Genomic DNA, 25347 nt, shown 5'->3' on the forward strand with positions numbered 1-25347 from the left:
CATTCAGACCGGCTTCAAGCGATCGTAGGGAAAGTAGCTCCACATCGACATGATGTCCTGCGTTCCCCAACCTTGGAAGCAATCATTTCGACGGGCTTCCAGTACGAAGGGGTAACAGAGCATGATATAGGGCGCTTCGGTGTAAATAAGGCGCGTTGCCTGATCGACCAGCTCCTGGCTCTTCTTGACATCGACCGTGACTTCGGCTTTAGCAAGGAGCTCGTCGAACTTGTCATTTTTCCAATACGATCTGTTTAGAGTGCCGATGCTCTTGCTACTCCCTAAGTTGAGGATGTCGTGGGGCGTGGGTGACAGCCAAGTCCCTGCAACGAGCAGATCCCAACCTCCGCCACCACCTTTCGCCGGTGCCGCTGTGCGGGCTGCGAGCGCACCGGACTCAAGCTGGGTGACAGACACGGGGATGCCAATTTGACCCAACCAACCCGAGATGAGCTGCACTGCCGCGATCGGCATCTCGAGGAGACCTCCAATTGTTCCGGTAATCAGCTCAAGCTGAAAGCTATTCCCTTCCTTGTCTTCCCGCACGCCGTCGCCGTTCGTGTCCCGGTAGCCTGCGGCATCAAGCCGGCGGCCGGCTTCGGCGAGATCGAAGTGGCGCCTGATGTCGCTCAACTCTGAATAGTAATCCGTCGCCACCGGCATGACCAGTCCCACGCCCGGGTCGGCGTGCCCGCGGAAGGCGCGATCGACGATGGCCTTCTGATCGATCGCGTAGCCGATCGCATCGCGAAACGCCGGATCTTGCAGGGCCTTTGTGCTGCCTGGCCCCTCCCCGGACGCGGTGTTGAAGGCCAAATAATTCCGCTGTTCAATACGCGATTGACCAACCACAATGTCCAGATTTTTTGAGAGGTCCTCCCACTGTGCGGCCGTGATGTTGTAACCATAGTCAAGGTTACCACTCTTTAGACCTTGAGCGATAGGATCCGCCGTGTTGAACATGTTGAAAATCATGCCCGCCATGGCTGGTTGCCCCGTCCGGAAATATTTGTTCGAGGCTAACCGGGCGAACTGACCCTGCTTAAACTCCGTCACAATCATTGGCCCCGTACCCACCAGCGGCGGATCATTGCGGAATGTGCTACGCGCGTCAGAGTAGCTCACTTTTTTCCAGACGTGCTCGGGGACGATCAGTACGATGTTATCGACCGGCCACCGGGTGGGCAGCTTGGTCACAATTTGTAGGGTCTCATCATTGATGGCTGTGATCGACTCAACGTTTTCCAACCCCGCAGTGTTGTTCCAGCCGATATTCAGTTCGTTCGGGGTTCCGATAGATTCGCGCAAATAGTTGTAGGTGAACGCGGCGTCTCGGGCCGTCGCGGGCTGGCCATCTGACCACTTCATGCCCGGCCAGATTTTGAAGGTCCAAGTGAGATTATCGTCCGCAACCGACCACTCCTTGGCGAACCCCTTTCGATCGGCGTGGCGCTGGGCGTCAACGCCCACAAGTAGATCATAGGTGAATGCAGTCGGCCAAAAGGAGTCCCAAGTCGCAAACGGGTTCATTGTGTCGGCAGCCCAAATCGCGGCGATGCGCACGATCTGATTGCTACATGACGATGCCATGGCCGTGGAGTTCAGGAGCCATGGCGCGGCCGAACTTACGAGCATCGCCTCTATCACCGCGCGTCGACTAAGTGACCAATTATTCATTTGTTCCCTCCCTTTATATACCCGTCATTATGGGCCGAAACTGTGTGTTTGCGTGTCAAAGGATAATGCTTGTTGAAATAGAAGGGTCATAATTCGTTCGGATTTGATCCAGCGCCTCGGAGGCGACGGCAGCGATGTCCCTTTGTAGAATGCCAGACCCTGAGTCCGGCGGGTGGCAGCCGTACGAGCCGGTTCAACCAGTATGGCCTCGCCAAGCCTTGCATCAAAGGGTATTGTCTCAACTCGTGCGTTGGCCAAGTTGAATGCCAGTCGGGTGTATTCCCGATCACGTGCAAATGGCCGCCACACCATCTCACCTGGGCTCAACCAAATGAGTATTTCTCGGTCGACGGCTCCGGCTCCGTCACGCTTGGAGGCTCTTTGGGGCCTCATTCGGATTGGCAACGCTAACTGCCTTCGCCACGCAGTATCCTCTCGGCGGCATCAACCGGCACTTGGCAGCCGAGCACCAAGTCGGCATCTGTGTTTTCAGTCCAATGATGATGATACCGCCGATGCTTGGCACGAAAAAAGCGTACGACAGCGGTGGTCGGGCGCGAAATCTACGCCAAGAGTCATCATCAACTGTTTCCCGCTCGAACCTCTGGTCGCCGTTTGCTCCATGGTTGGGCTTCCTCCAGATCGCGTGCGATCCGCACCAACGTGGCTTCATCACCAAAGCGGCCGACGAGCTGAATGCCGATCGGCAGCCCGCTGGCGCTTTGTGCCAAAGGCAATGAGACCGACGGTTGTCCGGTAATATTGAAAACGCCAAGGTACTGGTAGAACGCGGCCTCCGCATCCATCCATTCCTCTGCGGAGAGCGCCGGGTTGGTCGCACAGTAGATGCCACCATGTGGAAGGGCCACGGATGGCATCGTGGGCGTCAGCAGAATGTCATAGGCTTGGATCGCCTCGCCTACTCGCAGCCTCATCGCCCGGAGAGCCTCATGTACTTCTCCCGAATACTTTAACGGCAGATTCCGGCGGCTATGCTCATAAAGCTTGAGATTGACCGGCTCCAAAGTGTCTTGGTTGATACTGCGGCCGATGCTCCGCGCCGCCTTTTCTAGCGCACCCCCGCCGAGATCTGACTTGCCGAGTAATATCCTACTACATTCGTCCGGTTCGTAAGGCCGCTCGATGTCTGTGACCATGTGACCCATTTCTTCAAGAAGCGCGGCCACCGACTCGACTGCTTGCCGGATTTCTGGTTCCGTCTCAAATGAACCCCAATTGGTCCTCGCGACCCCAATCCGCTGAGTGCCGGCGGGTTGGGATAGTTCCTCCACATAGGAACGCTTCGGCTGGACGATGATGAACGGGTCGCCTGGAGACGGACCAGAGAATACATCTAAGGCGGCCGCCATATCGCGCACTGTGCGACAGAGAACAAATTCTCGCCCAAGACCGAACTGGGGATCGCTGGAAGTGCGCCCACGGGAAGGATTCAGCCCCACGAGCCCGCACCAAGCCGCCGGCTGCCGAGTAGATCCGCCACCGTCGCTGGCATGCGCGATTGGAGTGATCCCAGCAGCCACAGCCGCAGCCGCCCCGGACGAAGACCCGCCTGTCGTGCGTGCTAAATCCCATGGATTCCTAGTGATGCCATTGAGAATGGTCTCACTCATTCCGGATACGCCAAGTTCGGGTGTGGTCGTCCTTCCGAGAGTCCGCAACCCACCGGCGCGAGCTCGATAATAGAAATTGCTGTCGGTTTCGGATCGGAGACCTTTGAAGAGGCGACTTCCTCTCTCCTGCAGGCGGCCAGCTTCGGCGGCTCCGAGATCCTTACGAAGGAATGGCACGCCATTGAAGAGGCCTGCGTCCGCGCCAGGGACGGTCTCAGCATCCTCGTAGAACTCGATGACGGCGTTGATGCGAGGGTTGACTTCGTCGTAGGCCTCTCGCGCTAGGCGCGTCAGTTCCACAGCAGTCACTTCGCGTGCGCTCACGAGAGAGGCCAAGCCAGTCGCATCGTGCTCTAGGTATTCATTGAGCTTCATGCAGACACACCTTTCGCTGTAACATGCCGTCGCTCGCCCTCTGATCGCGGGAATGGGGCCAGGTTAAAGGAAATGCTGAAAATGTCGCAGCCATACGCCACCCAAATTGGTCTCGACGAGATTGCCTTCATCTCGAAATATGGAGCATAGTAGAGGCAGGTTTGCATCAAAATACATCGGTTTTTGAAGCACCGACCGCGCAAAGCGGTGCGGTTTGAAATAGGTTCTGTTGCAAATTTTCGTTGAGCCGAAGCAGGATGAGATGGCGGGCCGTGCTATGCGGCGGCAAAGATGTCGAACTGCTCGGCCACTGACGGATTAGGATTGAAGGCAAACCTCGCCTGTCGCTTGCGCATCATGTGACTTTGGCGGATTCGGATCGGCTTCAGCCGGCGCCGGCAGCGATCCTGCAGTTGATTTGTCGTGTCGCAAGAAACGATCGCCTCCTGGTTGGTCCGGCTGCCGTCGATGACGACACGATCGGGCCGGCCATGATGCTCCAGCGCTTTCCTGAAGAAGCGCTTGGCCGCAGGCAAATCCCGATTGTTCGCTGAAATATGTCGCCCATGCTGTCGATGGCACATTCATTCTCCACGCACCTTTGATGTAGGTCTCGTCGACATGCTCCTTGCCGGTGACCGCGCGCTTGCGCCGGTTGAAGCGCTCCAGAGCACGGGCGAGAAACGGACGACCCAACGGTGGATTGTCGAAGGATCGACGCCGATGCCACGCTCGACCATCATCTCCTTCAGATCGCGCAGGCTCAGCCCATAGGCGAACGCAAAGCAGGTAGCCAAAGAGTTTGCAACAAAGCCGCAACGACGGTTGAGATAGTCTTGTCCACATGCCATCTACCGGTGACGATCGCTGACCGGTCAAAGCGGCGCCCCTTGAAATTCACAACCCTCCGAAAATTCGTCGAGACGATCGGTTGCAACAGATCCTTCAACTTAATTTACAGAATCTTTGCGACTGCAGAGCACTGACAAGGGTATGTTTACCGCAAGGTCTGAGGTCCGCACGGCCAAGAAAGCTGTGCCGAACTATGCAGGACCGCCGCACAGCACGCAACGTGGGAGTCAACAGGCAATGGCAAGAAGAGCGCTCATCCTGGTTGAAGCTTCAAGGTTTAATGGTCCACGATACGTCAAAGCGGCCCAGCGTCTTGGTCTTCATCCAATTACTATGTCGGCTGATCCAACTCAGTACGACTATCTTGCGGCCGAAGGCATAGAGGCAATCCGTGTCGATACAGACAATCTCGATGCGCTAATCCGCGAATGTTCCCGGCTAGGTGAGAACTATGACATTGCCGGTATTACCGGCTTTCCGAACCCCGGCGAGTGGGTCTATGCGACAGCTGGCAAGCTCTGCCGGCATTTCGATCTACCGGGACCGAACCCCGCATCGATTGAACAATGCTGCGACAAATTCATTCAACGTCAGCTCCTCGCCGAGGCGGGCGTTCCCCTTCCTGCTTATCGCTTGGCAGCGGATGCGGCGGATGTTGAAAGCGCCGCCTCTGAGATCGGCCTGCCGGTGGTTCTTAAGCCAGCTGTAGGTAACGCCAGCAGCGGCGTCCGATTGTGCCGCAACGTCGATGAGTTAGCCGAACATACGACTTATCTGTTGGGCGGGAACCACATATGGCGGTCTTCACCGACGATACTGGTCGAAGAATTCGCATTAGGCCCATACTATTGCGCCGAGATAATGGGAGATGAGGTCATTGGGATTTACGCCGGTGAGTTCGGCCCCGAACCGTATTTCGTCTTTCGTGAATACACCCTACCGGCCCTACTGACTGATGAAGAGCAAGAGCGGATCGTCGAAGTTTCGCTGAGCTGTTTGCGCGCTCTCGGCCTTGGTTGGGGGCCGACCTGCATAGAATTTCGGTGGACGACGCATGGCCCTGTCGTCATTGAAGTTAATCCGCGTCTTGGTGGCGCGCCCGGTCCTCAACTGGTTCAGTTGACTTACGGGCTCGATCTCGTCACCGAGCACATCAAACTTGTCATCGGCGACGAATGGGATTTGCGTAGAAGGCATTCGCGCACTGCGGCCGCGCGGCTTTTAATTCCTGATCGCGATGGCACCCTCGATTGGATCAGTGGCGACAGTCGGGCGGCTGCCATACCGGGTGTAGCCGAGGTAAAATTCTATGTTGAACCCAAGACGCCAATCGTCAGGAAAGGCGATCTCCGAGACTGGATCGGATATGTCATCGCCGCTTCATCCAGCCGTGCGCAGACCGAGGCGATACTTCAGCAGGCCGTGGACTTAATCGGCTGGTCGATCACACCATTTCCGACCCCTTAATGAATAGAAACAACCTGCCGTCCGCGCATCATCGCAGGTGGCGCCAAGTAAGAGGTGATTGTAGCCGAAAATTGTTGCAACTGGGAGCACGAGAGGGACCCAGTTTGGTGGGGTGCGTGCCCCTCGACGGGCATCGATGTGCCAGAATGGTGGGTGTTTGACAGCCACCAAAACGAAGGAGTATCCCCGATGGAAGTCAGCACCATTAAAATCGATTTGGCGAAGAACGTGTGGTGCGTAAGACCGTATGTCCGCTTCTGCCGGTGAGGTGGCTCGCCCTACACTGGGCGTCCGAGGGTTGCTTCTCTATTCGGCGTGTTGAAGTCAAGCGCTTTTCGAGCCTTCCGCTTGGCCGGCATCTGAGGTCTTTCGCAGGGTCTTGCTTCTCTGCGGGATCGGCGCTCGGCCGTCGCCTTGATAGGATCAGAAGAATGAGGCGGAAACAATCTCGGACGCGTCCTGATCGTTGTTGTGATGCGACCGGTACTGCAACCCTCGCGAACTCACCTCATTCATCGTCCCGCCAAGGACGCTCTTTCCACCGGCTGGTGGAACTTATGGGGTGATCCTTGTCACGCTTGCTCTGCGATCATGTTTCATCTCCGTGTTCGACCGTTCCCAACCTGGTTTCGGCTCGGCCGGCGCGCGGGTGGCCGAAGGTCAGCGCGCCGCGACTTGCCCTTGACGGGCACCTGCGCGCGCCGGCAGGCTGCAAATGGTCGGGCGCACGATCAGGCGGCTTTCGGCATGATGTCTTGTCGCGTCCAACGAAACTCTGTGCCGTCGCGCCACATGCGATGCATGATCACCGCCAGCCGCCGAGCCAATGCGACAATGGCCTTCTGTCGGCCGCGCCGCCTGGCAACATTCATCGCCCACGCCCTCAGCCACGACCATTTCGTCGCGCGCGTTAGCAGTGTCCGCGCAGCTTCGTAAAGCAGCGTTCGCATCATGCCGTCGCCGCAGCGGGATATCCGGCTGATGCGGCGGCTTTCGCCCGACTCATGGAGCACCGACGTCAGCCCCAAGATCGGTCCGACCGCTTTGGAGTTGCGGAAGCGGGCCGGAATGTCGATGGTCGCCGTATAGGCCAGCGCCACCACCGGACCGACGCCCGGTATCGTCGTCAGCCGCCGGCAGACCGCATCATCGCGGACGATGGCCAGAAGGTTGCGGTGAAGCGCGGCAAACGTCTCGCGCAGCTTGCTGCGCGCCTCGAGCAGCGGTTCGACGATTTCGGCCAGATCGGGCATCCCTTCGGTGAGCTCTGGGATGCGGGGCTCGAACTTGACGGCGCCGACCATCCCAACCTTGAGACCGAAGTTGCGCAACAGCCCGCCGATGTCGTTTTCGATGGCGATTGCCTTATCCTGCAAGAGTTTGCGCGCCATCAGCAGTGCCCGGCGCTTCTGGCTCGTCAGCGTCTTCACATGCACCGGGCGAAACAGGTTGACCGGGGACCCGCATCATCTGGGCAAATGCCTCGGGCGTCAATGCGGTCGGGTTTGTTCGGTTGCGCCTCTAGGAAGGCCTTGGTGTGGCGGGTTTCGATCCACACCACCGGCAGGCCGGCTTCGGCCAGGCCGCTGAACAGCCATTGCGACAATGGCCCGGCTTCAAGCCCGATCCGCTCACAGGTCCAGGCAGGATCCGAGAGCACCCGCACAAGATCCTCGGGATGGCTCTCCACTTTCATCTCCCGGCAGATCTTGCCGGTTTCGTCGACGATGCAAATCGCGGTCTCTTTTACCGCTTTACCGCAACGTCCAATCCGACATAATGTTTCATGCTGCGCTTCTCCTTCTGATGCTTTTGGCTGCGGGCATGCAGACCACGTTTAACCATCAGCTCGAAGCGCAGCACCTTCAACCTATCCACCATGCATTGTCGCCCGAAGATAAGGCTCAAGCCGAATACATGGGGTAATCGCGGGAGCGAGTTTCCCAAGTCTTAGCTATGGAAGTGGGTGGCTGTTCCCCGACAGGATGGAATACGGGCTCACGATTCGCACCGGGCCCAGGCATCTCAGGGAGAACAGCCATGGAAGACTATATCGGCCTCGATGTTTCGATGAAAGAGACAGCGGTTTCCATTCGACGTGAAGGCAAGCGCGTCTGGCGTAGGAGGTGCGCCTCTGATCCAAAGGTCATTGCCGAGCTTGTCCGCAAGCGGGCGCCGGCCGCAAAGCGCGTCGTGTTCGAGACTGGCCCTCTATCGGTGTGGTTCTATCATGCGCTGCGCGCAGAGGGTTTGCCGGCGATCTGCATCGATGCTCGTCATGCCAAAGCAGCGCTCGACATGGCCGCGAACAAAACCGACGCGAACGATGCCGACGGTTTGGCGCATCTTGCAGAAGTAGGGTTCTTTCGTGAAGTGCGAGTGAAAGGCTTCGACAGCATGCTGACGCGCACGCTCGTGGCGGCACGCACCAGGCTGGTCAGGATCACGACCGAACTCTCAAACCAGATCCGAGGGCTCATTAAGACATTCGGACTGCTTGTTCCCGCCGGCAAAGGAAGCACGTTCGAGAGGAATGTCCGCAATCTCCTTGTCGACCAGGACGGGCTCACTCCTATCGTGCTGCCGATGCTGGAAGCCTGGCGCAGCATGCGCGTTCGGGCCGCTGAACTCGGGCGTCAGCTTGTCGCTGGTGCGCGTCAAAGCCGAGCGTGTCAAATACTCGTGTCGATCCCCGGTGTCGGCGTAATCACCGCGACTTCGTTCGTGACCGCCATTGAGGAGCCGGACAACTTCAAGAAATCTCGCTCCGTCGGCGCCTGGCTTGGCCTGACTACCCGACGATACCAATATACCAATCGGGAGAGGTCGACTATGATGGCCACATATCCCGGCGGGGCGATCGTCATTTGCGAGGGCTTCTCTACGAAGCTGCGACGGTCATCCTGACCCGCAGCTGCGCCGACAACAGCCTGCGAACATGGGGTCTAAAACTCCGGGAGAGGATAGGCTTCAAACGAGCCGCCGTTGCCGTAGCCCGCAAACTGGCGGTGACAATGCATGCGATGCTCAAGACCGGCGAGTTCTTCGACAGGACCGCTGGCGCGACAGCGTGACGGCTTTGAGAATCGCGTTCAGTCTCTGAGCGCGCCGAGACGTCCCTGCCGGGGCGTGGACAGAGCCATTCCGCTAGATGGGGTCGCACCGCTGGCTCAGCTGAGTGCGTCGAATACATTGAAGGCTCTCCCAGCGAAGCTCCATCATGCGGCAACCGATGTTGACCGCGAAGACAACCCTGCACCCGGCACACGCGTCTTAAGACGTGCAGATACTTGACGTCAACATTGCGATTAGACAACCCCATCTCGGATGGCCGAGCCGCCTCATCACAGGAGGAGATACTGGCTGAAGAAACCGGCTGTTCCATCAGCCGTTCCCTACCCGGACATGCGGAGCCGGTAACGGTTCGGTGTGAAGCTCTGGTGGGCTCAAGTCCTCACTGCGCTTAACAGGTTAAGATGTACCGTCGGGCGCGGCGTGGTACTGAAGGTGTTTTGGTGCGTTTTTTTTGCTTTGCGGACCTGCGCCTCCTCCCTCCTCCTTTCTCAGACCTGAGAAAGTCTCACTACATACTGCTTTCCACCTGGTAGCGTTGGCCCCATGGGGCCGGAGGGTATCCGGCCCCATACCTGAAATCTTGCAACCGTTCAGGCCGGTAGCGCGCCAGACTTCTTCCCCGTCCATGTGGCGATATAGTCCATCAGGCCGGAATTGAGGCAGTCATAAGGCTCGAGCCCACTCTGCTTCAACTGTGCGCGGATGCCGTCCATGCGGCTCGGATCGACACCGGACTCGATGATCGAGGAAACGAAAGCGGTGAAGCCCGGCGGCGACCAGCCGTCCTCCTCGAAGCGCTCGGGGTGGATGAAGGACAGGCCCTTGAACGGATGATCGCGTTCGACTGGGCCGTACATGTGGACGCCGCAGCCGGTGCAGGCATGGCGCTGGATCAGCGCGCTCGGATCGACAACCTTGAGCTTGTCGCCATTCTCGACGACGGTGACGTCGCCGGTGCCAGCCACGGCCACGACCGAGAAGATCGCGCCATCAGGCTTCCAGCATTTGGTGCAGCCGCAGGCGTGGTTGTGGGCGATCTGGCCCTTGACCTTCACTTTCACCGGGTTGCTGGTGCAGGCGCAGACCAGCGTGCCGCCGGCAAAGTCGGGCTTTTCCCGTGGCAGTCCATTGTCGATTTTAGGATGCAGTTTTTCCGGCATTTTTGTCTCCTCCCGTGTTGAACATCTGCATTTTCGGCCGCTGCATGGGTAGCCGGCGGCCTTCTCCTCCTCAGTAAACCACCACGCTCCTGATCGACTTGCCTTCATGCATCAGGTCAAAGCCCTTGTTGATGTCCTCGAGCTTCAGCGTGTGGGTGATCATCGGATCGATCTCGATCTTGCCGGCCATGTACCAGTCGACGATCTTCGGCACATCGGTGCGGCCGCGCGCGCCGCCGAAGGCGGTGCCCATCCAGGTGCGGCCGGTGACCAGCTGAAACGGCCGCGTCGAGATCTCCTGGCCGGCGCCGGCAACGCCGATGATGACCGACTTGCCCCAGCCGCGATGCGACGATTCAAGCGCCTGCCGCATGACCTTGGTGTTGCCGGTGCAGTCGAACGTGTAGTCGGCGCCGCCGATCTGGTCGGCGCCGCGCTTGGTCATGTTGACGAGATGGACCACGACATCGCCGTCGATCTCCTTCGGATTGACGAAATGCGTCATGCCGAATTTCTCGCCCCATTCCTTCTTGTCGTTGTTCAGGTCGACGCCGATGATCATGTCGGCGCCGGCCAGGCGCAGGCCCTGGATGACGTTGAGGCCGATGCCGCCGAGGCCGAAGACGACAGCCGTCGCGCCTTGCTCGACCTTGGCCGTGTTGATCACAGCACCGATGCCGGTGGTGACGCCGCAGCCGATGTAGCAGATCTTGTCGAAAGGGGCGTCGGCATTGACCTTGGCCAGCGCGATCTCCGGCAACACGGTGAAGTTGGAGAAGGTCGAGCAGCCCATATAGTGGAACAGCTTGTCCTTGCCGATCGAGAAGCGCGAGGTGCCGTCCGGCATCAAGCCCTGTCCCTGCGTGGCACGGATGGCGGTGCAAAGATTGGTCTTGCGCGACAGGCAGGACGGGCACTGCCGGCATTCCGGCGTATAGAGCGGGATGACATGGTCGCCCTTCTTGACCGAGGTGACGCCCTTGCCGACGTCGACGACGATGCCGGCGCCCTCATGGCCGAGGATCGCCGGAAACAGGCCTTCCGGGTCGGCGCCCGACAGCGTGAACTCGTCGGTGTGGCAGATGCCGGTTGCCTTGATCTCGACCAGCACCTCGCCATCACGCGGACCTTCGAGATCGACCTCCATGATCTCCAGCGGCTTTCCGGCGGCGACGGCGACAGCGGCGCGGGTTTTCATGATCTATATCCTTGATCTGCGCTATTGTGGTCGGTCGCTTCGGCAAGCCAGGTGACTAGACTTGCTAATGATGCTCAATTGCCTTTGAGGCTTGTTTAACGGATATTAGCTTGAACATCGGCACAGTCCCTTCAAAAGCTGCCAGGGCGTGGAACATGCATTGCAACTATCAGCAGGTTGTCGTGAGGATCTCCTCATTGGCCTCAGTCACCCGCCGGCAGACGCCGTTTAACCAACGATCTCTTTGTTGGCGATTTTCTTTTCGATCTGTTCCGTGGACAGTCCCTTCAAAGCCCACGCCACCGCGTGCTGGCCTGTGGCGTCCAGAACATGGTTGTTACCGAGTCCTTCGGTTCGGAAGAGGGTGACATCGTGCCCTAGCGCCTTCGCAGCCTGACAGTAGTCCTCAAGGTTCAAAAAAAGCGCTGACTTGTCCTTTTCGTCGCCAATCACAAACAAACGACGGCGAGGATTCATTGCGACCTTGGACAGATGCGCCACGGGGTCGTAAATATCCTCGGCTCCGTCGTACCCATTGCGCTCCGGGCTACCCCTGCGCAGCCCATCCAGGGACAGGCAAGCGGCTGAAAATGCGACACATTCCACATCCGGGAATTGTGTCAGCAAATAACTGGCTACAGTACCGCCGCCGGACTGTCCCGCAAACCCGTAGCGCTTGATATCGTGGCGTGCGATAAGCTGCCGAACAGCCCCTGCAACCAGCTCCATCTCGCGCATCTGCCGAGCCGAACTGTGTTTGCCTGAGGATCCGTACAGTCCCGGCCGGGCGATCTTGATGAACGGCATTCCGAGCGAAGACGCTGCCGTATTCGCGTAGGCTTGCTGCCTCGCCACGCTGTTGTCCTCGTAGCCCGCAGGTTCTCCAAACCACAAGCGATCGCCGTGAATATAGAAGACGGCCATTGGGGTCTGATCGGATAAACCGGACGACCAGTGCCGGATACAGTCGCCTGTTCCATCGACTTCAACCCAAAGGCCATTGCCGTACGCCAGACACTCAGCTTCAGTGCAGGCGGGCACGCCCTGCGCCACGCTGTCGACAGAAAATATCTCATCATGTAGCTCTAACTTAACTGAAGTAGACATGATGCTGCCTCTTTGTTATCGACGCCTAAGCCTTTAGGAGTGCCGATATATTGAAATCAACTTCTTGTAGGCCCCGTCGGGTAATATCCTTACTGCCCGCAAGAAGGCGGCGTGCCGCCATGTGGTCTCGGGGACGATTGACACTTTCAACGCTGACGCAGACGTCGTCGCGGAAATGAAACACAGAAATATCCGATTTCTCTCCGTACCGCGATTCAGAATCAGTCGCCCCGCCAGACAGACCCGCAATCTGGATTTTCGACTCGTACTGATCGGACCAGAACCAAGGAACCGCGTGGTAAACCTTGTCCCCTCCAGCTATCGCGTTGCCGGCTACGCGGGCCTGATCGATCGCGTTCTGCACCGATTCAAGGCGGATCCCCGCTCGGTTGAACTGACCAGTGAACGTGGCGCAGTCGCCCGCTGCAAATACATTGCTCCTGGAGGTCCGCGACCTATCGTCGACAACAATCCCGTTTCCCACATTCAACTCGAGCTGCTGCGCGAGCTCGAGATTGGGCTGAGAGCCGACTCCAACAACGACGATCTCCGCTTTCAGAATCGAGCCATCGTCCATTTCGATACGATTGATAAGCCCGCTGGGGCCTATGACAGGACGCACCTTCCGGGAAGTGATTAGGTTCACCCCGTTTTGGGCGTGAATTGCCGACAGCAATCTCGAAAGTTTTGGGGACACGGCTCGAGCCAGAACACGGTCCGCAGCTTCCACTACCGTTACCTGTTTGTTTTGCCGAACAAGGGCAGATGCGACTTCGAGACCGATGAATCCTGCTCCGATAATCACTACCTTTTCCGCGGCAGAGATCGCTGACCGGAGTTTTCGGGCATCTGCAACGCTTCGAACGTAGTGCACGTTGCCGGGGCAAGTATCGAGGCCAGGCAGCGTGCGCGCACGGGCGCCTGTTGCCAGGGCGAGGGTGTCGAATGGTATGACGATGTCGTTTGAAAGCGTCGCACGATTCTCATGTCCATCAATCGCGACGACTCTAGCGCTCAGTTCTACCTCAATGGCCTTGTCCCTGTAGAAGGCTTCTGCCCTTAGGGGCATGAGCTCCTCACTGGCGTCCTTGAGATAGGACTTGGAAAGTGGCGGCCTATGGTACGGGAGGTCACCTTCGTCGCTAACGATCATGATCTCTTCCGCGTACCCACTCTCGCGCGCCTGGCACGCCAACTCGGATGCGGCGTATGAACCGCCGACTATCAGTAGTCTTTTTCGCATAGGGCGTTCTTTCGCCGATGTTCGATAGTTGCAAATGTGCCGCAAAATGCGCCAGGTTTGCGTTAGAAGCCGGAACCCGGCGCTAGCCTTACAGTCAAACCGTCGAGATCTTCAGTCAGCTTCACTTGGCAGGAGAGTCGAGAGTTCTCCTGCCGCTCTTCGGCGATGTCCAGCATGGCATCCTCAACATCGCTGACTGGCTTGAGCTTGCTGGTCCATTCATCGTCCACATACACGTGGCACGTTGCGCATGCCGCACACCCGCCGCACTGAGCCGTGATGTTGAGGCCTGCATCGCGGATGACACTCATAAGTGTTTTTCCGGCCACGTCCCCGATTTCGACCCTTGTTCCACCTTGGTCGTATACGACTATCTTCACCGTGATTTACCTCAAAACAGAACATTCAGTGGGCCGTAGGACCGGTGGGAATAGTTTCTGAAGCGTGGTGGCTCCATGGAAGGATCAAGCCGCAGATCCGGAAGCCGGGCGATCAAGGCCTTCATGCCTTCGCGCATCAAAAGCCTAGCAAGGTGCATGCCTGCGCAGAGCCGCGGTCCAACGTTCAGGGCCAGATGGTCATTCGGCGCTTTTCTGTTGAGGTCCAAGGCGTGTGGGCAACTATAGTGCTCCGGATCTCGGTTGGCGGCCGCGTGTAGATTGCAAATAACGTCGTCCTTCTTCACCGAGACGCCCAAGACCGATACGTCGCGGTTCGCTACCCGGAACCGCCATTGAACGGATCCTAAAAGCCGCAACGTCTCTTCCACAAAGGCGTTAAGGGTCGGACCCTGATCGTACGTGACGGCCTGGCGGGCTTCGGGATTCGTCAGATAGAGGTAGACAGCGTTGGCAATGGCGTTTGCCGTCGTTTCTCCCGAGCCAATGGCAGAATCTCGCGTGTTATGGAGAACTTCCGTTACCCCGAGGCCAGGAAAATCCTTCTCACCCTGAGACCAGAGCAAACTTATGAAATCGTCACCGCGCTTGTCTTTTCGTTCAAGGACGAGGGGGAGAAACAGCTCGTTCAGCCTGTCCGAGGCTTGCTGAGCCTTTTGCATCAATTCGCCAACGGCATTTTTCATGCCGATCCAAGCCACGATGTCCTTGTGCCACTCCGCAACCTGCGTGACGAGCGCATCGTCCTTCCACGGGAGCCCAAACATCGAGGCCATCACCCGCTCCGGAATGGCCTGTGCATACTCAGTAACGAGTTCGGCACTCCCTCTTTTCTGGAAGCGGTCTATCGCATCGTTGATCACGGGCAGCACGTGATCAACACGGTACTTTGTCATGGCACTGGGGCTGAGCAGCTTGAGATAAACCCGCCGCATGGCCGCGTGTTTCTCGCCGGTCATCACCGAAACGCCGGTCGCCCCGCCATTGATTTCAAGCGTCTTTGGAGATGCGTCGACGTACATGATCCGAAACGTATCTTCGTCGCACTCGATGATCTTGCACGCGTCGTAGCTCACGGCGAGCCAGCAGTTCATGCCGGGGTCCCACACCAAAGGGCCACGTTTCCTAAGTTCATCGTAGCTTGGGAACGGGTCTACGTTTGCCAGCGACAGCATTGACCAATTGGGAGAAGAGATCGGAGTCAAGGCGGGTGTCATAATGGGTTCCTTGATATCAAAGATAGCGTCTTGTCGATTCCAGGTTGCGAGAGTATGCGGTCATCAATTGTAGGCTCGCCTTTCGGGAGACCTCTTCCGGGTTGGCGTTGGAGCTGCGCGTATTGCTCCTTGTTCGTCTGACATAACCACGCACCACGTTTCCACCTCAAACGCCTCATCCATTGCCAAGCTGTCATAAGCCCGCCCTAGGGCTCCAACAGGCCCTTTGTAGCTTCGGCCGATCCGCCAGGCGCGATCAATTCAAGGAAGCGTCACTAGGTGCAAATTAGGCCATCCACGGCCTACATTCGTGCCAAAAGGTGATGCTTATTGAAATAGGCTCTGCATAGTCCTGCGTGGCGTGAAACGTATCTGCAGAAAGCAGCGTCCAGCGGTCTTATATAGGCAACGAGCATTGGCCGCTTGCCGCTCCATTTCGTGCCCGCGGCAATCATTCGGGCCCAGGCAGCTCCTGATCAGACGGCTTCCTTTACGGCGTGGAGAAACTGCTGGGTCCTTTCCCTTTGCGGATTAGAAAACAACTCTGCTGGAGTACCTTGTTCCTCAATCTTGCCGCCGTAGAAGAAACACACCCTGTCAGAAATGTCGCGAGCGAACCCCATCTGGTGCGTCACCATCAGCATGGTCAGATTATGTTCCGCGACGAGCTTTCTAATGACGTTGGTGACCTCACCAATAACTTCTGGATCAAGCGCGGACGTAACTTCGTCAAACAGCATAACCTTCGGCCGCATTGCCAGCGCGCGGGCGATTGCTACCCGCTGCTGCTGGCCGCCTGACAGCCTCGAGGGATGCTGATCCATTTTGTGCACCATGCCTACCATTTCGAGCAACTCGACACAGCGGTCACGAGCCTCGGTTTTTGGCATTTTTAGCACCTGGACTGGGCCCTCCATGCAATTCTCCAAGGCGGTCATGTGCGGAAAAAGATTGAAATGCTGAAAGCACATGCCGATATCGGAGCGACGGCTACGAATGTATTTTTGGCTAGCTGGGACCAGCACCCCATTCTTTTCCATGTGGGTCAGGGGCTTTCCGTCGACGTAAATACATCCCCCGTTGATTGTCTCGAGCGTCATCAAGACCCTCAGTACGGTTGTCTTGCCTGATCCTGACGGGCCTATGATGGTGACCGTTTCACCTGCCGCCACATCAAGGTTCAGGTCTTCAAGCACAACGATCGGCCCGTAGGCCTTTCGCACCTTTCTGAAACTCACGATGGGCGTGGAATCGCCAGCGAGCTGCAGGGGCATGTTCATAAGGTCGGTCATGTCAAGTTCCTAACCTATGGCGGATATACCGTTCCAATAGATTCACCAAGCCGGCTGAAGGCAATGAAATCGCTAGGAATATCACTCCGACCAAAGTGTAAGGCTCTAGGAAACGGTAATTCTCGGTGCCGATAGCGTTGGCCGTGTGCATCAGCTCTGCGACACCTATCACCGAGAGCATCGGGGTGTCTTTGAATATACCAACCAGATAGTTACCCATTCCTGGAATGCAGAGCGGGATGGCCTGAGGGATGACGATACGAACATAGGTCTGTTTGGTGGACATGTTCAGCGCGGTTGCCGCCTCCCATTGCCCACGCGCGACCCCCTCAATCCCGCCGCGATAAACTTCGGACAGGTAGCAGGCATAGTGGAGTCCGATGGCTAGCATCCCTGATATCCATGGACTCAGCCGCACTCCAAATTGTGGGGCAACGTAGAAAACGAAAAAAACCTGAACGAGGAGCGGTGTCGAGCGGATAAACTCTATCAGTTCACGAATGAGCCACCGCAGGAATGTAGCATTGCCACGCTGAACAAGGGCAAGTGCTAGACCCAGCACCATAGCAATAGCATAGCCGGACAGCGCGGCAATGAGGGTGTTGCCCGTGGCGTGTATCAACCGCGGTAAGATTTGCCAGGTGAAATCCCAGTCCCAATTGAACATGACTCAAGCTGAGCCCAACTTGGAGCGCATTCGTCTCTCGAGACTGCGCATACCGGGAGTCAGCAAGAATCTCGCCAATATGTAGTAGATGACCAGCGCTGCGCCGAAAACTTGGGCCGACAGAAATGTCTGGCCGTTGATCTGTTTGGCTTCGAACATGATGTCCGCAACCGATATCAGGGATACGAGGGCCGTGGCCTTCAACAACTCGATCAAGAGATTGCCCCAGGCCGGCAATGCAATCACCAGCGCCTGGGGGAGGATGACGCGGCGCATCCGCTGGGCTGGAGCCATATTGATGGCCAATGCGGCTTCCCACTGCCCCCTTGGCACTGCAAGAACGGCGCCTTTAACCAGTTCGGCGCCGTAAGCCCCGATGTTCAAGCCAATCGCCAAACACCCTGCGGTAAACTTCTCAATTGTAAGGCCGAAGAGCGGAAGCACGAAAAAGATCCAGTAGAGCTGGACCAATAGGGACGTGCCTCTGAACAGTTCAACGTAGCAAACGGCGACCGCTCGCAGAAGGGGCGTTGGCGCAAGCTTGCAGAGGCCTGCAATCATCGATAACGCGATGCTTAGAACCGCCGAGCATGCGAAAATAAGGATTGTCTCCCAGGTGCCTGATAACAGCCGGGGCCAGTACTGCGCAAGAAACTCTAGAAAACCCATAATCTATCCGCTAGCAGGACCGGGATGCGGGCTCCCAGCGGGTGCCCGCATCCGCCGTACCTTACCGGTTTGAGCAAGCCCACTGGGTCGTGGTGGGACCAGGAAGATTAACCTCGGACAAGCCGTACGGCTTGACGGCCTCGATCATCCGAGGTGTCCCAACGTATTTTTTCAAGGCCTCGTTGAACTTGGCCAAGAAATCAGCGTCCTCGGTGCGAAACCCAATGCCCACCCAGTTCTGTGTCCAGTCGGGCAAGTCCGCGGGATTTGTAGCTTCAAACTCGCCGTTCGACCCATCTGCCATCGCCTTTACTTCGAAATAGGTCATTCCGCCGGCGTCCGCGCGGCCCGATTTGACCGCGGCCAGGACTTCAGACGGTCCTGGAACCTGTGTGATCTGGTCGTCGCTCACGCCTTCCTTTTTTGCTGCCTCGATCAGGTTTGCACCTGAATAGGTGACGAATGCAGCGTTCTTCTGAAGGATATCCTTGTAGTTGTGGATGCCCTTGGGATTTCCGGCGGGCACCAGAAACGCATCACCGGTCTTCGCAATTGGCTCAGAAAATGCAACGTTCTTGCAGCGGCTTCCCAGGATGTACATTCCGCCGGTGATTATGTCATAGCGGTTGGCCTGCAGGCCGGGGATAAGGCCGCCCCAATCGGTAACGGTGGTCTCGAAATTGGTCAGGCCCATGTCTTTCAAAATGCCGAGCGCGACGTCGTTGACGAAGCCCTTTGGCTGGCCCTTGTCGTCCGGAAAGGCATAGATCGGCACGTTCGAGAACCCGATCCTGATCGGCTGACCGGCGGTAATGCGGTCTGAAAGCGGACCTGCGGTTACCGAGTAGGCGCCTGCGAACAAGGAAATACCAGCTGCTAGGATGGCTGTTCCCATTTTGGTTTTCATTTTGCTACCCTCTTACTGCCACGATTGATCGTGGTTGATTGCGGCTGCCTGTGGCAAAGATGCAACCGACCGTACCTGGGCATCATGGAGCACTCTTTGCATGCTATTTCGCCAAATGTGCCCGATGGGCGAAACACCCCAACCATAAGTCTGGCTTTTTTGAAATGTTAGCTACCTTTCCCAAGGACAGCCTCCACGACGTTCACCCAATAGTCCACGCCGTACCGGATAGCGTCATCGTCAAAATCGTAGGCGCCATTGTGCAAAGCGGCCGATGGGCCATTGCCGATGAAAATGAGGGCCCCTGGGCGTGCCTGCAGCATGTAAGCGAAATCTTCTGCAACCATCGCCGGCCTTAATCTGTCGTCTACCGCTTCCGCGCCGGTGCATCGAGCCGCGCTAATGGCAAGAGCAGTGGCAGCGCTATCATTCACGGTCGCTGGAACCGATCGGCGGTACCGGTAGGCAATGTCGCCCCCGAAAGCTTGCGCGATTTTGCGCGCAACGATCTCGATCTGGGTCTCGGCGAAGTCACGCAGGGAAGGGGCCAATGCGCGGACGGTTCCAGCCAGTTCAACTTCGTCGGCAATTACATTGTAAGCATTCGAGGCCCGGAGCTTCGTGACTGAAATCACCAGCGACTCGATCGGATCGGTGCTGCGCGACACCAGTCCTTGCAGGCCAGTGATGACTTGGGCGGCGATAACGACCGGATCGACCGCTAGGTGCGGTGCTGCGGCGTGCCCGCCGCGACCTTTTACAACGATATCGAAATCATCCTGGGAGGCCATCATCGGGCCTGCGCAGATCGCGAATTTGCCTACGTCGATCCCTGGCCAGTTGTGCATTCCGAAGACCTGGGAGATGCCAAAACGGTCCAAAAAGCCGTCTTCGACCATCTTGAGCCCGCCCGAGGGCAATTCGACCTCCTCGGCCGGCTGGAAGATGAGCGCGACGGTGCCTCTGAAACTCCTTCTTTGGGAAAGGTACTTTGCAGCACCAAGCAGCATCGCCGTGTGGCCGTCGTGACCGCAGGCGTGCATCTTCCCGGGGGTCCTGGAGGCCCAATCCTTTCCAGTCACTTCATGGATGGGCAATGCGTCCATATCTGCACGGAGGCCGATAGTCGGCCCGTCGCCGCCTTCGCCCCGGATGAAAGCGACCACGCCGGTGGCGGCTATGCCGGTTTCGATATGGTTGATTCCAAAGGACGCCAACTTGTCCGTGACGAACCGTGCGGTCTCATGCACAGCGAAGTCGAGCTCGGGGTTTTGATGCAGATGCCGGCGCCAAGCTGTGGCCTCGTCGGCCAGATGATAAAACGTCTCGACTGGGAACATGCTGACTCCATTCATCGAGCCTGTCGGCCGACGAGGGCCATATCGGCTGGTTGTGCAGATTTACCGGAAGCGCTTGGAACATTTTGGGCAAAACGCGCATCAGCCTGAAATGAAACGATCACGCCTCCACCACGATTGCAATGATGGTCCCATTTGCATGGGGTAGCGTTTCGTTGCGCGTCCGATCTTGCAACGAGCATTTCGGATCGCTAATGCCACATGGTGGTTTCGCATCTGAGGTGCAGGGATGATAGATGATCTTGACCGCCGGATACTCGGGGCGCTTCAAAGAAACAACAGGCTGTCGTTTTCCGAGCTTGCGGACCTCGTGGGTTCGTCCGCTGCCTCATGCATGCGCCGTGTCAACAGGTTACGCGCCGACGGGGTTGTTACCGCGGATATCTCTTTAGTCGACCCCAAGGCGCTCGGGAAATCGTTGACAGTGGTCGTCACCGTGGAACTCGACCGCGAGCGCTTGGACCTCGTCGACGACTTCAAGCGAGCGATGAGGGCGGCAAAAGAAGTCACTCAATGCTATATGATCACAGGCGATGCCGACTTTGTTCTCATAGTAGCAGTAGAGGACGTCGAGGCCTTCGACGTTTTTGTAAAGACCAAACTCTACACAAATCCCAATGTGCGCAAGTTCAAGAGCATGATTGCGCTGGACCGAGTGAAGTTTGAGCCCCGGGTTTTAGTGTAGCCCTTTCAAGGCTGAACATTTCCACCACTCCCGCCCGGTTTTTGAAGCGTGCATTGCGGCCGGCGCGCCACTTTGATCGCAATCAGCGCATCGAAGTCTGCGATTTAATTGGTCGCGGGTGACCGGCGGTCGGCCCAAAAGGCTTCGTTCGGGTCGATACCAGCGGCGCCGTGTGCTGGCGGTCTGAGGTGCGCCAACATTCGAAATGCTGGCACGTGGGGCCGCTGAGCGGTTTGCGGCGATAAATCGTGATCGGGTGTGCGAGCGCCTGGATTGAAAAGATTTGGAGGACTCAGGAATGACACTTGCTGCAGCCGAACCTGCAACAGCTCTCCCGGCCATAGAGCAACGGCACCTGGATCACCGACAGTATCCCCATGGCGTAGCATTCATGGACGGTCAGTACCTGCCTATGTCCGAAGCCAAAATATCCGTCTTGGATTGGGGCTTTCTGCATTCCGATGCCACCTACGACACTGTCCATGTATGGGACGGACGGTTCTTCAGGCTGGACCTGCATCTGGACCGGTTCTTTCGCGGCATGGAAAAGCTCCGCATGAAGCTTCCCTACAGCCGCAGTGAGATCGAAAAAATCCTGTCAACCTGCGTGGCGCTATCTGGGCACAAGTCGGCATATGTCGAAATGGTTTGCACGCGAGGTGGCTCGCCCACCTTTAGCCGTGACCCGCGCCGGTCGGAGAATAGGTTCATCGCATTCGCGGTGCCTTTCGGATCGGTCGCCAACAAGGAACAGCTTGAGCGCGGCCTACATGTCGCCATCAGCAACACCGTTAGGATTCCGCCCAAGTCGATCGATCCGACCATCAAGAACTATCACTGGCTCGATTTGGTGAAAGGCCTGTTCGATGCGTACGACTACGGTGCCGAAACTGCATTGATCGTCGACATCAACGACAACATTGCTGAAGGGCCTGGCTTCAACGTTTTCACCGTCAAGGACGGCCGCCTGAAGACACCGGCTTATGGCGTCCTTGCCGGCATTACCCGGCAGACCGTATTTGATCTATGCGGCAATTTGGGCCTCTCCGTCAGCGCCGGCGACATTGATCGCGACGAGTTGAAGGGTGCCGATGAGGTTTTCATCACGTCTACAGCGGGCGGGATCATGCCCGTGTCCAAGATTGACGAAACCGTTGTAGGGGACGGCAAGGTTGGCGCTCTAACACGCCAGCTGACAGACCTGTATTGGGAGAAGCATGCCGATCCGGCATGGTCGACCGCGGTAAATTACGCATAGTACCGCGATATATTGTCGAGCGTTCCTCCCCGGCGCGGGGAGGGCTGTGCTGCCGAGAGTCTGCCCGATGACCGACGCTTTCATTTCCCATCTCTCGAACGAACTCGCCGGCCTGAAATCGGCCGGCCTCTACAAATCCGAGCGGGTGATCACGTCGACCCAGTCGGCCGAGATCGGGGTCGGCGGGCAGAAGGTGCTTAATTTCTGCGCCAACAACTATCTCGGCCTCGCCGACAGCGCCGAGCTGCGCGCGGCGGCTAGCCAGGCGCTCGACCGCTATGGCTATGGGATGGCGTCGGTGCGCTTTATCTGCGGCACGCAGGAGGAGCACAAGGAACTCGAGGCGACGATTTCATCGTTCCTCGGCATGGAGGACACCATCCTCTATGGCTCGTGCTTCGATGCCAATGGCGGCCTGTTCGAGACGCTGCTCGGCGAGGAGGATGCGGTCATCTCCGATGCGCTGAACCACGCCTCGATCATCGACGGGGTACGGCTGTCGAAGGCAAAGCGCTTCCGCTATGCCAACAACGACATGGCCGATCTCGAAGCGCGGCTGAAAGAGGCGCGCGATTGTCGGTTCCGGCTGATCGCCACCGACGGCGTCTTCTCGATGGACGGCATCATCGCCAATCTTCGGGGCGTGTGCGATCTCGCCGAGAAATACGATGCGATGGTCATGGTCGACGACAGCCACGCGGTCGGCTTCGTCGGCAAGAACGGTCGCGGCTCGGCCGAGCATTGCGGCGTCGAGGGCAGGGTCGACATCATCACCGGCACGCTCGGCAAGGCGCTTGGCGGCGCTTCCGGGGGCTACACCTCTGGTAAGAGGCAGGTGGTCGACTGGCTGCGCCAGCGCTCGCGGCCTTATCTCTTTTCTAACACGCTGATGCCGGCGATCGCCGGTGCCTCGATCAAGGTGTTCGACATGATCCGCAACTCCGATGCGCTGCGCGAGCGCCTCAATGCCAACGCCGCTCGATTCAGGTCACGGATGGGCAAACTCGGCTTCACGCTGGCCGGGGCTGACCACCCGATCATCCCGGTGATGCTGGAGGACGCCAGCCTGGCGCAGGAAATGGCAGCACGCATGCTCAAACGCGGAATCTACGTCATCGGCTTTGCATTCCCGGTTGTGCCCAAGGGACAGGCACGCATCCGCACGCAGATGTCGGCGGCGCATTCCACTGAGGACATTGACCGTGCGGTTGAGGCGTTTGCGGAGGTAGCAAGGGAACTTTCGGTCATATGACCTGCGGTCTCTAACTACCTCGCCGCCAAACAGAGCTTCGGGCGAAAGCCTAGACTAGAACCCCATCAGCGTATCTGCGCTAGCTGCTTCGGCGCCCGAACTGTGAGCAGTTGAGCCTTTCCTTCAGTGACCACGACTGTTTCCTCGTGCAGGACGATTTTACCGGCCTCGTACTCCAAGGCAGGCTCAATGCAGAGCACCATGCCCGGCTGCAATATCGTATTGTCCTCAAGTCGAATTGACGGCGGTTCGGTCAGTCGCAACCCAAGTCCATGCCCCATGCGCCCGTTGCTATTGAGGTCCGCCCCACCCGACGAGAGTGCCTTGGCCATCTGTTCAAAGACAAATCCGGCCGTAACCCCCGCTGTTGCCGCTTGAAGCCCAATCTGGTGCGCTTCCCAAACCTTCTCTTGAGCATACCGTAGGGCATCTGTAGCCCTGCCAATCTGGTAGTTGCGATCGTAATCGCAGAAATACCCGTCGAAGGTCGTACCCGTGTCGATGAAGAGCAGGTCGCCATCAGCGATTGGCCGGTCCCTTGGCCCGCCCGTAATCTCGAAAGGCCCGCCGACGTCGGATCTGCAAATGAGGGTCGGGATAGCGCCGGCGCCGCCCATATTGAGGCGACCGCGGAATTCCCGAAGGATCGTACGTTCAGTATCGCCGATTTTAACGAAATCGGGCACTTGGGCGTATACGGCACCCGCGATGTCGACAGCCTTTTTGATTTTACTGACCTCGGCCGCGCTCTTGATCATGCGGAGCTGCCAAATGAGGCTTGCGCCATCAACAATCTCGACGCTTTTCAGATCACCGATGATCGCATTCAATTGCGTTACCGGCATTCCCAGTCGCAATTCGAAACCAAGCTCAGCCCCGACCCGTCCGTGTCGCCGGGGCAGGTCGGATATCGCAGCGACAACGAGAGATGTGCCTTCGTCCTCGGGCCGAGGCGAAGGCCAGGCTCTGATTTCCTTAATCCACGTCTTCTCGATGATAGCCCTTCCGATCTCGGGAATAATCGCAAGGGGCGCCCCTGTAGCAGCCACCAATACGAACCAAGGTCGGGTGTAGCTCTCCCAGAACGTGGAATCGACACCGATGAAGTACCGGATGTTGTCCATCGAAGTGAGCAACAAGCCGTCGAGGCGGTGTTGACCCATTAGCCGCTGAGCCCGGGCGACACGCTGTTCGAACTCGGTCGGCGCAAAGCCGTAGGAGGCCTCTAGATCCATTCTATAACTCTGTCTATCCAAACGTTCTCGGCCGTGGCGGCTGCATCTACCCACTATCGTAAAGGCGCTCAGTGCACGAAGGATGCCAAAATCGCGCTGGCGCCGCAGACGCTATTTCAAATGTGCCTGATCACTCGCGAGATCTGCGTCGCTTGCCAGATGAGCTCAAGGGCCTTTCGTTGGTTGCCTGAATCAGGCCGCATGAGCATTCAAGCCCCCAATCTCGATTGCCTCCACGGCCACTGCTTCATCGTTGTCAGATGTATCTCCGGTAACCCCTACCGCTCCAAGCAACCGACCGGCCTGGTCTCGCACTAGGACGCCCCCGGGGACGGGAACAATCTTGCCGCCTGATATAGCGGTCAGGCCGGATACAAAGTGAGGGCGGTCAGATGATGCTTTGTCGAGCCAGCGTGAGCCAAAACCGACGGCCAAAGCACCGTAGGCCTTGCCGAACGCAATTTCAAAGCGGAGCATTGAAGCCCCATCCTGCTTCTGAAACGCGACCAAGTGGCCGCCAGCATCCAGAACCGCAACGCTCAGGGGCTTAAGACCCTTCCCGCTTGCCGTCGAGCACGCCCGATTAATGATGGAATTGGCAACTTCCAATGTCAGCTTGGTCAT

The 25347-nt window shown here is 57.8% G+C and carries 19 protein-coding genes and 3 pseudogenes; 5 read left to right on the forward strand and 17 right to left on the reverse strand.

Annotated features, from left to right (window positions below; translation table 11 throughout):
• Positions 1–3: 3 nt before the first annotated feature.
• From A9K71_RS04920 to A9K71_RS04930, 3 genes and pseudogenes are all read right to left on the reverse strand, one after another.
• Positions 4–1677, reverse strand: a complete 1674-nt coding sequence (locus A9K71_RS04920; RefSeq protein ID WP_066991169.1) for an ABC transporter substrate-binding protein — start codon at positions 1675–1677, stop codon at positions 4–6.
• A 581-nt stretch (positions 1678–2258) separates the two neighbouring features.
• Positions 2259–3683, reverse strand: coding sequence for an amidase family protein (locus tag A9K71_RS04925; RefSeq protein ID WP_066991171.1), 1425 nt, complete (start codon positions 3681–3683; stop codon positions 2259–2261).
• Between the two features lie 275 nt (positions 3684–3958).
• Positions 3959–4480, reverse strand: a pseudogene (locus A9K71_RS04930) (transposase).
• Positions 4481–4772: 292 nt separating this feature from the next.
• On the opposite strand from A9K71_RS04930, the gene A9K71_RS04935 reads away from it, so the two are divergent.
• Positions 4773–6002: an acetyl-CoA carboxylase biotin carboxylase subunit family protein gene (locus A9K71_RS04935; protein WP_066991420.1), complete on the forward strand. Its 1230-nt coding sequence runs from the start codon at positions 4773–4775 to the stop codon at positions 6000–6002.
• Between the two features lie 731 nt (positions 6003–6733).
• Here A9K71_RS04935 and A9K71_RS04940 read toward each other — a convergent pair.
• Positions 6734–7790 (reverse strand): annotated as a pseudogene (locus tag A9K71_RS04940) (IS110 family transposase).
• A 252-nt stretch (positions 7791–8042) separates the two neighbouring features.
• Between A9K71_RS04940 and A9K71_RS04945 the strand changes: the two are divergent.
• Positions 8043–9076, forward strand: a pseudogene (locus A9K71_RS04945) (IS110 family transposase).
• A gap of 591 nt (positions 9077–9667) precedes the next feature.
• Here the strand turns inward: A9K71_RS04945 and gfa are convergent.
• The 11 genes from gfa to A9K71_RS05000 form a co-directional block, all read right to left on the reverse strand.
• Entirely contained in the window at positions 9668–10237 is a 570-nt protein-coding gene (gene gfa, locus A9K71_RS04950; protein ID WP_066991174.1) for an S-(hydroxymethyl)glutathione synthase, read from the reverse strand.
• A gap of 70 nt (positions 10238–10307) precedes the next feature.
• Positions 10308–11435, reverse strand: coding sequence for an S-(hydroxymethyl)glutathione dehydrogenase/class III alcohol dehydrogenase (locus tag A9K71_RS04955; RefSeq protein WP_066991177.1), 1128 nt, complete (start codon positions 11433–11435; stop codon positions 10308–10310).
• Between the two features lie 228 nt (positions 11436–11663).
• Positions 11664–12542 carry an alpha/beta hydrolase gene (locus tag A9K71_RS04960; RefSeq protein ID WP_156752588.1) on the reverse strand — a complete coding sequence of 293 codons (879 nt, stop codon included), beginning with the start codon at positions 12540–12542 and terminating at the stop codon, positions 11664–11666.
• A gap of 25 nt (positions 12543–12567) precedes the next feature.
• Positions 12568–13785, reverse strand: a complete 1218-nt coding sequence (locus A9K71_RS04965) for an FAD-dependent oxidoreductase (protein WP_082980347.1) — start codon at positions 13783–13785, stop codon at positions 12568–12570.
• Between the two features lie 62 nt (positions 13786–13847).
• Positions 13848–14165, reverse strand: a complete 318-nt coding sequence (locus tag A9K71_RS04970) for a 2Fe-2S iron-sulfur cluster-binding protein (protein WP_066991182.1) — start codon at positions 14163–14165, stop codon at positions 13848–13850.
• 11 nt (positions 14166–14176) lie between these two features.
• The gene (locus tag A9K71_RS04975) at positions 14177–15400 is read right to left on the reverse strand and encodes a cytochrome P450 (protein ID WP_082980348.1); all 1224 of its coding nucleotides are present in this window, start codon (positions 15398–15400) and stop codon (positions 14177–14179) included.
• 476 nt (positions 15401–15876) lie between these two features.
• Positions 15877–16692, reverse strand: a complete 816-nt coding sequence (gene ehuA / locus A9K71_RS04980; protein ID WP_066991190.1) for an ectoine/hydroxyectoine ABC transporter ATP-binding protein EhuA — start codon at positions 16690–16692, stop codon at positions 15877–15879.
• A 1-nt stretch (position 16693) separates the two neighbouring features.
• Positions 16694–17359: an ectoine/hydroxyectoine ABC transporter permease subunit EhuD gene (gene ehuD, locus A9K71_RS04985; RefSeq protein WP_066991192.1), complete on the reverse strand. Its 666-nt coding sequence runs from the start codon at positions 17357–17359 to the stop codon at positions 16694–16696.
• A gap of 3 nt (positions 17360–17362) precedes the next feature.
• Entirely contained in the window at positions 17363–18028 is a 666-nt protein-coding gene (gene ehuC, locus A9K71_RS04990) for an ectoine/hydroxyectoine ABC transporter permease subunit EhuC (RefSeq protein WP_066991195.1), read from the reverse strand.
• Positions 18029–18089: 61 nt separating this feature from the next.
• Entirely contained in the window at positions 18090–18935 is an 846-nt protein-coding gene (locus A9K71_RS04995) for a transporter substrate-binding domain-containing protein (protein WP_066991198.1), read from the reverse strand.
• Between the two features lie 167 nt (positions 18936–19102).
• The gene (locus A9K71_RS05000; protein ID WP_066991426.1) at positions 19103–20275 is read right to left on the reverse strand and encodes an amidohydrolase; all 1173 of its coding nucleotides are present in this window, start codon (positions 20273–20275) and stop codon (positions 19103–19105) included.
• Between the two features lie 247 nt (positions 20276–20522).
• Between A9K71_RS05000 and A9K71_RS05005 the strand changes: the two genes are divergently transcribed.
• The 3 genes from A9K71_RS05005 to A9K71_RS05015 all read left to right on the forward strand — a co-directional run bounded on the left by A9K71_RS05005 (position 20523) and on the right by A9K71_RS05015 (position 23488).
• Complete coding sequence (locus A9K71_RS05005) at positions 20523–20978, forward strand: Lrp/AsnC family transcriptional regulator (protein ID WP_066991201.1); 456 nt, start codon at positions 20523–20525, stop codon at positions 20976–20978.
• Positions 20979–21276: 298 nt separating this feature from the next.
• Positions 21277–22236 (forward strand): aminotransferase class IV, encoded by a 960-nt coding sequence (locus tag A9K71_RS05010; RefSeq protein WP_066991203.1) that lies wholly within the window; start codon positions 21277–21279, stop codon positions 22234–22236.
• 67 nt (positions 22237–22303) lie between these two features.
• Complete coding sequence (locus A9K71_RS05015; protein WP_066991429.1) at positions 22304–23488, forward strand: glycine C-acetyltransferase; 1185 nt, start codon at positions 22304–22306, stop codon at positions 23486–23488.
• Positions 23489–23553: 65 nt separating this feature from the next.
• On the opposite strand, the gene A9K71_RS05020 is transcribed toward A9K71_RS05015, so the two are convergent.
• Both A9K71_RS05020 and A9K71_RS05025 read right to left on the reverse strand, forming a co-directional pair.
• Entirely contained in the window at positions 23554–24723 is a 1170-nt protein-coding gene (locus A9K71_RS05020) for a Xaa-Pro peptidase family protein (protein ID WP_066991206.1), read from the reverse strand.
• A gap of 192 nt (positions 24724–24915) precedes the next feature.
• On the reverse strand, positions 24916–25347 hold the full coding sequence (locus tag A9K71_RS05025) for a heme-binding protein (protein ID WP_066991209.1): 432 nt from the start codon (positions 25345–25347) through the stop codon (positions 24916–24918).

Origin of the sequence: Mesorhizobium sp. WSM3873 (assembly GCF_001672445.1) — a bacterium.
In the GTDB taxonomy this organism is placed as follows: Bacteria; Pseudomonadota; Alphaproteobacteria; order Rhizobiales; family Rhizobiaceae; genus Mesorhizobium.